Source organism: Shewanella sp. SG44-6, assembly GCF_014164185.1.
Lineage (GTDB): Bacteria > Pseudomonadota > Gammaproteobacteria > Enterobacterales > Shewanellaceae > Shewanella > Shewanella vesiculosa.
On record NZ_JACJER010000147.1, the window covers coordinates 1 to 9,986 of the forward strand.

A 9,986-nucleotide genomic window follows, 5' to 3' on the forward strand; every position below is an offset into this window, starting at 1 on the left:
TCAAACTCTTCAATTAAAGTTTTTTGAATCTTACGATTCGGCTCAATGAATTCTGATTGCTTATCTCACCGAAGCGAAACAAGTCTTTGTACATATTACTATGAACATTCATCGTTGCATTGAGTGTAAATTTTTTGATTGCCAACATTCCGAAGAACAGAAGACAATTTCGAATAACTCAATACCTGTGAATGTCCACACAGATTACTTGATAAATTGTTAAAGAGCGTGATGTCAATTTTTCATACATCGCCGTAAGACGCTAGGTCGTTGGCTTGGGGTGCGTATTCTACGCAATCCCTTTATGGCGTCAAGTGTTTTTTCAAACTTCTTTTTGCCTGTTATCAACACCACTAGGTGGTTGCTCATAACGCTAACCGGTTTTTGCTTTCGCGGTCTGCCGTGTCAGTGGATGCGCATTATAGGCAGCTTAAGATTTAGTGCAAGCGCTTTTATTAATGAAATCTTTTGAATGCCCAACTTTTATGCAGATTGATTCTTTTTTAACTTTTCCGGTTAAAGAAGCGTCTTTAACTAAATAGCAAAATGGTTATTTTTGATATTAAAGTTACTTTTGAGCTCAATTTTTCAACAGTAGTCTGGTTTATCTGGTAATTTTTAATTAGTATGTAATAGTATTTAACAGTTATTTATCATTTTTATATTCATTAGAGATTATTTTATGCAGAAATCATTCGTGATTGTTTTGATTGCGGCGCTTCTTGGCGCTTTTGTTTTTTTTCAGTTTAACGGTACACCATCTTCGGTTGCGTTTATTGCTGGTGTAGTCGTTGCGACGTTAATTTTCACCTTTATACCTTCTAGCGGTTCAAGCTCGTCTGATGAACCTTATGTTGGTCCTACTATGACACTATATGTAGGTAACTTGCCTTACCGTGTTCATGAAGGAGAAGTAAAGGCATTGTTTGGCGAATACGGACCGGTTAACTCAGTTCGTTTAGTGCGAGACCGTAAAACAGGGCGTCGTAAAGGATTTGGTTTTGTTGAGATGTCTGAATCAGGTGCACAGAAAGCCATGTCGAAATTAAATGACTACAGCTTTCAAGAGCGCACATTAAAGGTAAGAGAAGCTAAATCACAAGAATCTGATTCAGAAAATAGCTAATCGCTATTGAAGCTGATTCTTAGTACTCCTTAAGCACTGTTGTTAGTCGGTTATGGTTACCAGCGAAAAATCACTAAAACCATAATCGACTAATGTTGCTTTAAGCCCTTGGCTAATCTGTTTGGTATAACATGCCTGTAGTTGTTTATTACCATTATGTTCTTTACTCAGTAGAAACCTCACCCGCTTTGCTATCGCCTCTCCAGAATCTAGTAGTGTTACCCCATCACCGAGATAATGACTAATTTCTGCTGCTATCATTGGAAAATGAGTACAGCCCAGTACGAGTACATCAATATTCGATGCAGCAATGGGTGCTAGGATATGATTGAGTTTATCGATATCAATTGGTTGTTGAGCGACATAAAGCTCTGCAAGTAAGACTAAATCTGACGTGCCAAATAATTCAACCTTACAGTTTCCTGCAAATTGATTGATTAACGCTTGAGTATAATCGCGTTTAACCGTACCTGGTGTGGCCAATAAACCAATGTGTTTTTTCTTTGATAACATGGCTGCTGGCTTGATAGCGGGAACAACCCCAACTACTGGTATAGTTAATTGTTGACGTAATAATGGCAATACTAGGGTACTGGCAGTGTTACAGGCAACCACCACAATACTGGCATTAAGACGCTGAGCATGATGGGTGATCAATGCAACACAGCCTGTTATTAACTCTTGCTCTGACAAATTGCCATAAGGTAAACGTGCATTATCGAATAAGTAACAATAATCATGCTGTGGCAGTTGTTTTCTAATTTCATTCAATACCGACAATCCGCCGATACCAGAGTCAAATACTAAAATAGGTCCAGACAATATGGGCTCCCAATATGAATGTGCGCAGCATTAATGTTCATGATATTTTATACTTAGGTGCGTAGCACTAGACATCAGCGTCATTTAGTATAATATTTGCGCCCTTTTTTACAGCCTTTGGTGGACGATATGAATTTAGCTGCAATGGATCCTAAAAACTACGATGCACAATTACAACAAAAGCGCATCAAGCTAGAAAAGACCTTTGCCGATTTCAATCCACCAGCGCTTGAAGTCTTTGCTTCTGAGCCTATGCATTATCGCATGCGTGCTGAGTTTAGAATGTGGCATGATGGTGATGACTTATATTACTACATGTTTGATAAAGCACTGAATGCAAAAGTGCGTTGCGATCAATATTTACCCGCAGGTGTGCTCATTAATGAAATGATGGCAGAGCTGATTGCGGAGTTAATCCCCAATCCAGCGCTACGTTATAAGCTGTTTCAAATTGATTTTTTATCGACCTTGAGTGGCGAAATATTAGTGTCTTTATTGTATCACCGCCAGCTTGATGAAGAATGGCGTGAGCAGGCGACGCTCTTGAAAGCAAAGTTATCGGCTCAATTTAATGTCAATATTATTGGCCGTGCGCGTAAGCAAAAAATCGATTTAGACAAAGATTATGTCACCGAGACGCTAACAATCAATGCTAAGCAATTACATTATAAGCAGATAGAAAATAGCTTTACCCAGCCAAACGCTAAAGTATCGGTAAAAATGTTGGAGTGGGCTATCGATGTCACTCAGAATAGCCAAGGTGATTTACTTGAACTGTATTGTGGCAATGGCAACTTTACCATTGCATTAGCGCAAAACTTTAAGCGTGTATTAGCAACCGAGCTGGCAAAACCTTCGGTTGATGCAGCGCAATATAATATCGATATTAATCAAGTAAATAATGTTCAGATTATACGGATGTCAGCAGAAGACTTTAGTGATGCAATGGCTAAAAAACGTCAGTTTAGACGCTTAGAAGGTATCGATTTAGACAGTTACGATTGCAATACGATTTTTGTCGACCCACCACGTGCAGGAATTGATCCTGAAACATTGAAGCTGATCCAAGGTTATGAGCGGATTTTATATATCTCTTGTAACCCAGAAACACTCAATGACAATTTACAGACCTTAAGCCAAACCCACAAAATTTCTCGCTTCGCGTTATTTGACCAATTTCCTTATACCGACCATATGGAGTCGGGAGTATTGTTAGAACGCAAGTAACGCAAATTAACCAAACAGGGCGCTAATGATTAGCGCCCTGTTTGTTTCTGATGTGCTTAGAGTGAGTTTATATCGTAATCGTTTATGCTCGGTTATCCATTTTATGCTGCAAAGCTTCAGCACCAGTAGCAACCATACGCAGTTGTAACACTAATTGGTCAGCCAAAGCTCTTCGCTCGCTGCGTTTTGAATCTAACGCTGATGCTCCAGCATTAAAGACTAAAATAACTAAAGATTCAGCTTGAGCACGCGCAAGTAAAGGTGTGCGCTTAGCTTGTGCTTCAGTGTAATGAGCAAGCTCAGAAATAAAATGTTCAATTTCACGTTCAACTGCAGCTCTAAATGCAGCAGAGGTGCCAGAACGTTCATGTAACAATATTCGAAACACGTTTGGATTTGATTCCAATACTTCCATAAAAGTGTCAACAGAAATACGGATTACACTGCCACCAGCCTCAGCACGTTGACGACCTTTTCGCATCATTTGCCGTAAGGTTAATCCACCTTCATCAACCATGGTTAAGCCAAGTTCGTTCATATCTTTAAAATGACGATAGAATGATGTGGGGGCAATACCAGCTTCTCGCGCAACTTCACGTAAGCTTAAGCTGGAAAAACTTCGCTCAGCACTAAGTTGATTAAATGCTGCATCTACTAATGCACGGCGGGTTTTTTCCTTTTGTTGCGCTCTTACACCCATTTACTAATCCATTCAGTCAATATTAATTCAACGATAATACCGTTTTTAAAACAGAAACACAGCCCTGTTAAGCTTGACCATGACTAGCCGCCCAAGTTAAATTAGCGTACAATTGTACGCTCAACTTATTTAAACCTATTATTGGAACCCTATTAAATGAAAAAACCTCCAATCATTTGGCTTAATACCTTGTTATTTGCCATTACTTTCATCGGCGCTGCGGTATTAATCCCTTGGCGTGGTTTTACCCATGGCTTTGATGGCATTGAATGGATTGCATTTGTTGTTTTCGCTTACGCAAGTGGTCTATCGATTACTGCGGGTTACCACAGATTATGGTCACATAAAGCTTATAAAGCTCACCCATCCGTGCGATTTTTATATGCATTAGGTGGAGCATTAGCATTACAGAACAGCGCACTACATTGGTGTAGTGATCATCGTATTCATCATAAACATGTTGATAATAATGATAAAGACCCATACTCCGCTAAAATGGGATTCTGGTACAGCCACATAGGCTGGATGCTGCGCGAATACCAAGCCAGCCGTTACAGTGACTACAACAACGTACGTGATTTACAAAATGACCCTATCGTTATGTGGCAACACAAGCACTATTTAGCCTTAGTGATTTTAATGAATATTGTTTTACCTGCATTTATCGGCTGGTTGAATGGCGATATTTTATCAATGGTACTCATGGCAGGCTTATTGCGTCTGGTGGTAGTACATCACTGTACCTTCTTTATCAACTCATTGGCTCATATCTGGGGTAAACAACCATACACAGATAAAAATTCCGCTAAAGATAATGCTTTTCTAGCATTGCTGACATATGGCGAGGGCTATCACAACTTCCATCACATTTTTGAAAATGATTATCGTAATGGCATTAAGTGGTGGGACTATGATCCAACCAAATGGCTCATCAAACTAATGAGTTGGTTTGGTTTAGCAACCGATTTACGTAAAGTGTCGCAAGAGCGTATTGAAAGTGCACGTTTGCAAATGCAGTTGTTACAAGCACAAAATAAGGTCGCTCACTTACCAAACTGCGATGAAATTATAGAAAGTTTTCAAGCAGAGTATGAGCTGATGAAGCAACACTTAGTTGACTATTATCAAGCTAAAAAGAGCTTGTTAGAGGCGAAACGCAAGCAACTTACAGATCACAATCTGAAACAACAAGTACAATTATTGCGTAACCAATTTCTTGAACAACAACGTAATTGGAAAAGCCTAACAGCTGCTTATACGTCGTAAGTTTTTAACAATATACAAAAGGTCACGCATATGCGTGACCTTTTTTGTTTTGAGCAACTAAAATCGAACATAGTGTGTTAATTAAATTGCTGTGTCACCTGCTGTTGCAACACTTTACAATTGGTGAGACTGCCATCAACGGAAGGCGCAATACTTACCGAGACTTTAGACCAAAAACGTTTAGGTAAAGTAGTAAGCGCATGCCCGCCTTTATGGCTAAAATAAGATCCCCACAATCCAGTTAATGCTAACGGTATAACAGTAACGGGATCACGTTGTAATATTTTGTCTATACCAGGTCTAAACTCACCTATATCTCCATCTGGGGTTAACCTGCCCTCAGGGAAAATACACACCAACTCATCATTAGCCAGTGCTTGGTGTATCTGTTCAAACGCATTAAGGTATGTCGCTTCACACTTCTTAGGTGAACAAATCGGGATCACGCCTGCATGTCTAAAGACATACTTTAATAATGGGATCTCGCTAATCGACTTATCCATCACAAACCGGATTGGCCTTGTGGATGCGCCCATAATAATAAGAGCATCAACATAACTCACATGATTACTGACAATAATGCCAGCCCCCTGCAATGGAATATGCTCTCGCCCAGACACTCTCACCCGGTACATCACATGACTGAGTAAGTAACTAATAAAACGTTGGGTAAACTCAGGTACTTGTGAATACACATATAGCAGCACAATAAGGTTTAGTGCACCTATGAGTGTAAACAACTCAGGTATGCTCCAATTGAACACACTTAATAGCACCATAGATAATATGGCAGACCCCACCATAAAAAATGCATTGATAATATTATTTGCCGCAATCGCCTGAGCACATTCTTGCTTCTCTGCACGAGTTTGTATAAAAGCATACAAGGGCACAATAAACAAACCACCACTTAAACCAACCAGAAATAAATCAATCATCAACCGATAATGTTGGGCGTTAGCAATGAAGGCTTCAAAACTGTACACAAACCCCAATTCAACCGATGCAGTTGGAATGGCGCTAATCATATCAAAACTGAACACGCTCAGGCCCAAAACCCCAAACGGTAATAGTCCCAGCTCAACATGGCCAAAAGAGAAACGTTCACACACGAATGAACCAACGGCAATACCAATAGAAAAAAGCGCTAATAACAATGACACTACCGTGACATCTGCATGTAAATGCAATTTGGCAAAATTAGGAAACTGAGTCAGATAAGTCGCACCCAAAAACCAAAACCAACTAATGGCTAAAATGGCCATCCAAATTGAAGTGGTTTCACGAGCTTTATTGATGCAGCGCCACGTACCAGAAAACAGAGAGAAATTATTAGGGTTAAGCTCCCCTTGCGCGGGCAATGAAGGTATAGCACGACTAGCAAGATAACCTGCAACGGCTAATACGGTTACCGTTATGGCGGCCCAAACTAAACCATTTTCGTTTGACACTACGAGGCCGGCGCTTAACGTCCCAATGAGAATCGATAAGAAGGTACCCATTTCAACTAACGCATTACCTTTTACCAACTCTTGTTCACTAAGTGCTTGTGGTAGTAATGAATACTTTACTGGGCCAAAGTACGCCGACTGACTGCCAGTTAAAAACAGGAGTACTAACATAATCATGTAACTTTGGGTCACGATCGCAATCGCGGCGGTAGACATGATGATTAACTCTAACAGCTTTAATCGTCTTATCAGCTTTGCTTTATCCATATTATCGGCCACGATACCGGCATGGGCTGAAAACAGAAAAAACGGTAAAATAAATACCCCTGCCGCTAAGTTAACAAATAAATTAACATCAATTGGTAATGCACTTAATTGGCTGTAGGTCACCAATAACAGCAACACATTCTTATAAAAGTTATCATTTAACGCACCTAAACATAAGGTGGCAAAATAAGGGAAAAATCGTTTCGTTAGTAACATGTAAATTCCTTTTTAATGCTCATTCCTGCGATATAACTCTGTACATGACTGATGAGCATGTCCTGTAAACACGATTGCTCCTCAAATAATTTACCATCTAGTGCTAAAGATGTTAACCCATGAATAGCGCCCCACAATACTCTGCTCATCATTTCAATTTTTTGGCTGTCGGCCTCTGGAAAGTATTGTAATAATTGTGATTCAACTAGACCAAACAATGACTTTATTAAGCTTAAATGCGCAATTGGTAAAGGCTGATCATCGGGCATACTTAACTCAAATACTAAACGAAAACAACGCCGATTCTGCAAGGCAAACTCACTATAAATTGTCGCCATCTGCTGAATATTCAACAGTGGATTATCATTCATCTCCAACGATAACTTGTTGGCCAGCTGCGCTAATGTCTGCTCTGACACCGCTAATAATAGATAATGATAACTACCAAATATATTAATCAGTGTACTTGGTACATAGCCTATTAGACTGGCCACCTTCCTTAAACTCAACGTTTCAATATTGTCATGCTGCAGATGCATTACGACGGCTTCAATAGCCATAGTCTTTATTTGCTCATGAGTATGTTCTTTACGTCTTGCCAAAGTAATCACCTAACATCAGTTATCTTGATTGGAAGGTAAGTTAACAGCAAACAAAATAAAAAACAACGTTCACAATAATATTTTTATCCATTTTAAATGGTCGACTAAATTTGATAAACGGCTAAAAAACAAGATATTTGGGCCAATAGTGATTATAATTACCGCTCAATACGCCATCAAAGATCAACCAATATGTCTCAGCAAGCAATTAAACTTACCGAATATAGCCATGGCGCAGGCTGCGGCTGTAAGATTTCTCCTAAAGTGTTAAGTACCATTCTTGCATCACAACTCCCCGTCTTTACTGATTCTAATTTATTAGTTGGTAATCAAACTCGTGACGATGCTGCCGTTTATAAGCTTAACGAACAAACTGGCATTATCAGTACTACAGACTTCTTTATGCCTATTGTGGATGATCCGTTTACCTTTGGTCGAATTGCAGCCACTAATGCCATAAGCGACATATACGCTATGGGTGGTACTCCGATTATGGCAATTGCCATTTTAGGTTGGCCTATTAATATATTACCCGCAGAAATTGCCCAACAAGTTGTTGATGGTGGACGCCAAGCCTGTGCAGATGCAGGTATTATGCTGGCTGGCGGTCACAGTATTGATTCTCCAGAGCCGATTTTTGGTTTAGCTGTAACAGGACAAATTCCGCTTGAGCGAGTAAAGCAAAATAATACTGCTAAAGCAGGCGATCGTTTGTACCTCACTAAACCCATTGGTATTGGCATTCTGACTACCGCACAAAAACAGAAAAAACTTCGAGAGGAAGACAGTCAAATTGCACCTGATGCTATGTGTCAGCTCAATATGATAGGGGTTGATATCGCTAAAATAGATGGTGTTAACGCGCTAACTGACGTAACAGGATTTGGACTTGCTGGCCACTTGATTGAAGTCTGCCAAGGCGCACAACTTAAAGCTAACTTAGTGTTATCCAAAGTCCCTCTTCTTGCTAAAGTCAGTGACTACCTTGCATTAGGTTGTATACCAGGCGGGACCCATCGTAATTTTGACAGTTACAGTGAGTATTTACCGCCCTTAACTGATCATCAAAAAGCCATTATCTGCGATCCACAGACTAGTGGCGGGTTATTAGTTAGTGTCAGTGCAGAGGCTGAACATGAACTGACACAATTATTAGAAACCAATGGCATTGAAGCGATTTGTATCGGCATGCTCAATACCTATGAACCTCATACTAGCGGACACAATATCCTTGTGGAATTAAGCTAATGAGCATGGTCATCCCCAGCTCAGAATATGGCAGACTTTTATTAGAAAATCGTTCATTAATCGACGTACGTGCACCCATTGAATTTACTAAAGGAGCCTTTAGTCACTCGATTAATTTACCATTAATGCAAGATAGTGAGCGCGAAAAAGTCGGTACTTGCTATAAAAAGCATGGCCAAGATGCTGCTATCGCATTAGGTCATGAGTTGGTAAAAGGTAATGTTAAGCAACAGCGTATAGATGCTTGGCTCACTCAGTTGACACAACACCCGGACAGTTATTTATATTGTTTTCGTGGTGGCTTACGCTCAAAATTATCCCAGCAATGGATTAAAGAATCTGGCATGCATATCCCTTATATTGAAGGGGGTTATAAAGCCATGCGTACTTTTTTAATTAATACTATTGAGCAAGCACCCAGTCACTCTAAAGTACTTATCTTGAGCGGCATAACCGGCAGTGGTAAAACGGAAGTGATTAATCAACGAGATGAGTCGGTCGATCTTGAAGGTATTGCTAATCATAGAGGATCGAGCTTTGGTAAGAATATCGACCCTCAACCCAGCCAAATTAACTTTGAAAATACCTTAGCAGTGGCACTACTCTCGCATCAACAACAGCATCATCGTCATTTATTATTAGAAGATGAAAGTATTCTGATTGGTCGCTCTGCACTACCACACAGTTTTTACCATGCCATGCAACAAGCTGATATTATTTTGCTTGATGAGCCATTAGACGCACGTTTGCCGCGTTTACTCCACGACTATGTAGAAAGTAAACTCGCTGATTACGTATCTCTTTTAGGTGAACAAGCTGGTTTCGATGCATTTAAAGCTTATTTGACTCGAAGCTTATTAGGGATCCGTAAACGTTTAGGTGGTAAACAACATCAAGAATTACAGATCTTGGTTGACGATGCACTTAATATGCAACAAAACCAAAATGATACCTGTAAACATTTAGACTGGATAAGCCTGTTACTCGATATTTATTATGATCCTATGTATCTGTATCAACTTGAAAGATAACTCTGTCGCGTTTCTTTTCAAGTTGATACA

At 39.8% G+C, this 9,986-nt stretch carries 9 protein-coding genes; 5 read left to right on the forward strand and 4 right to left on the reverse strand.

The genetic code is table 11. The annotated features are described in order from the left end of the window. The first annotated feature begins 682 nt into the window (after window positions 1–682). Window positions 683–1,126, forward strand: coding sequence for an RNA-binding protein (locus H5185_RS18925; RefSeq protein WP_124017703.1), 444 nt, complete (start codon window positions 683–685; stop codon window positions 1,124–1,126). Between the two features lie 42 nt (window positions 1,127–1,168). Here H5185_RS18925 and murI read toward each other — a convergent pair whose 3' ends face one another. Next, the gene (gene murI / locus H5185_RS18930) at window positions 1,169–1,948 is read right to left on the reverse strand and encodes a glutamate racemase (protein ID WP_124017704.1); all 780 of its coding nucleotides are present in this window, start codon (window positions 1,946–1,948) and stop codon (window positions 1,169–1,171) included. A gap of 129 nt (window positions 1,949–2,077) precedes the next feature. On the opposite strand from murI, the gene trmA reads away from it, so the two are divergent. Further along, the gene (trmA, locus tag H5185_RS18935; protein WP_124017705.1) at window positions 2,078–3,175 is read left to right on the forward strand and encodes a tRNA (uridine(54)-C5)-methyltransferase TrmA; all 1,098 of its coding nucleotides are present in this window, start codon (window positions 2,078–2,080) and stop codon (window positions 3,173–3,175) included. Between the two features lie 82 nt (window positions 3,176–3,257). Here trmA and fabR read toward each other — a convergent pair whose 3' ends face one another. Further along, window positions 3,258–3,875, reverse strand: coding sequence for an HTH-type transcriptional repressor FabR (gene fabR, locus H5185_RS18940; protein WP_124017706.1), 618 nt, complete (start codon window positions 3,873–3,875; stop codon window positions 3,258–3,260). A 156-nt stretch (window positions 3,876–4,031) separates the two neighbouring features. Between fabR and H5185_RS18945 the strand changes: the two genes are divergently transcribed. After that, entirely contained in the window at window positions 4,032–5,141 is a 1,110-nt protein-coding gene (locus tag H5185_RS18945; protein ID WP_182723769.1) for a fatty acid desaturase, read from the forward strand. A gap of 77 nt (window positions 5,142–5,218) precedes the next feature. Here H5185_RS18945 and H5185_RS18950 read toward each other — a convergent pair whose 3' ends face one another. Further along, window positions 5,219–7,075, reverse strand: coding sequence for an MFS transporter (locus tag H5185_RS18950; RefSeq protein WP_182723768.1), 1,857 nt, complete (start codon window positions 7,073–7,075; stop codon window positions 5,219–5,221). Beyond that, on the reverse strand, window positions 7,066–7,677 hold the full coding sequence (locus H5185_RS18955; RefSeq protein WP_182723767.1) for a TetR/AcrR family transcriptional regulator: 612 nt from the start codon (window positions 7,675–7,677) through the stop codon (window positions 7,066–7,068). Before H5185_RS18955 ends, H5185_RS18950 begins: the two co-directional genes overlap by 10 nt. Window positions 7,678–7,869: 192 nt before the next feature. Between H5185_RS18955 and selD the strand changes: the two genes are divergently transcribed. Beyond that, window positions 7,870–8,925 (forward strand): selenide, water dikinase SelD, encoded by a 1,056-nt coding sequence (selD, locus tag H5185_RS18960; protein ID WP_182723766.1) that lies wholly within the window; start codon window positions 7,870–7,872, stop codon window positions 8,923–8,925. Beyond that, window positions 8,925–9,956, forward strand: a complete 1,032-nt coding sequence (gene mnmH / locus H5185_RS18965; RefSeq protein ID WP_182742864.1) for a tRNA 2-selenouridine(34) synthase MnmH — start codon at window positions 8,925–8,927, stop codon at window positions 9,954–9,956. Before selD ends, mnmH begins: the two co-directional genes overlap by 1 nt. Window positions 9,957–9,986: the final 30 nt, after the last annotated feature.

Excerpts from the sequence above, each read along its gene's own strand:
- H5185_RS18925 (WP_124017703.1), top strand. The coding sequence starts at position 683 with ATGCAGAAATCATTCGTGATTGTTTTGATTGCGGCGCTTCTTGGCGCT.
- trmA (WP_124017705.1), top strand. The coding sequence starts at position 2,078 with ATGAATTTAGCTGCAATGGATCCTAAAAACTACGATGCACAATTACAA.
- fabR (WP_124017706.1), bottom strand. The coding sequence starts at position 3,875 with ATGGGTGTAAGAGCGCAACAAAAGGAAAAAACCCGCCGTGCATTAGTA.
- H5185_RS18945 (WP_182723769.1), top strand. The coding sequence starts at position 4,032 with ATGAAAAAACCTCCAATCATTTGGCTTAATACCTTGTTATTTGCCATT.
- H5185_RS18950 (WP_182723768.1), bottom strand. The coding sequence starts at position 7,075 with ATGTTACTAACGAAACGATTTTTCCCTTATTTTGCCACCTTATGTTTA.
- selD (WP_182723766.1), top strand. The coding sequence starts at position 7,870 with ATGTCTCAGCAAGCAATTAAACTTACCGAATATAGCCATGGCGCAGGC.
- mnmH (WP_182742864.1), top strand. The coding sequence starts at position 8,925 with ATGAGCATGGTCATCCCCAGCTCAGAATATGGCAGACTTTTATTAGAA.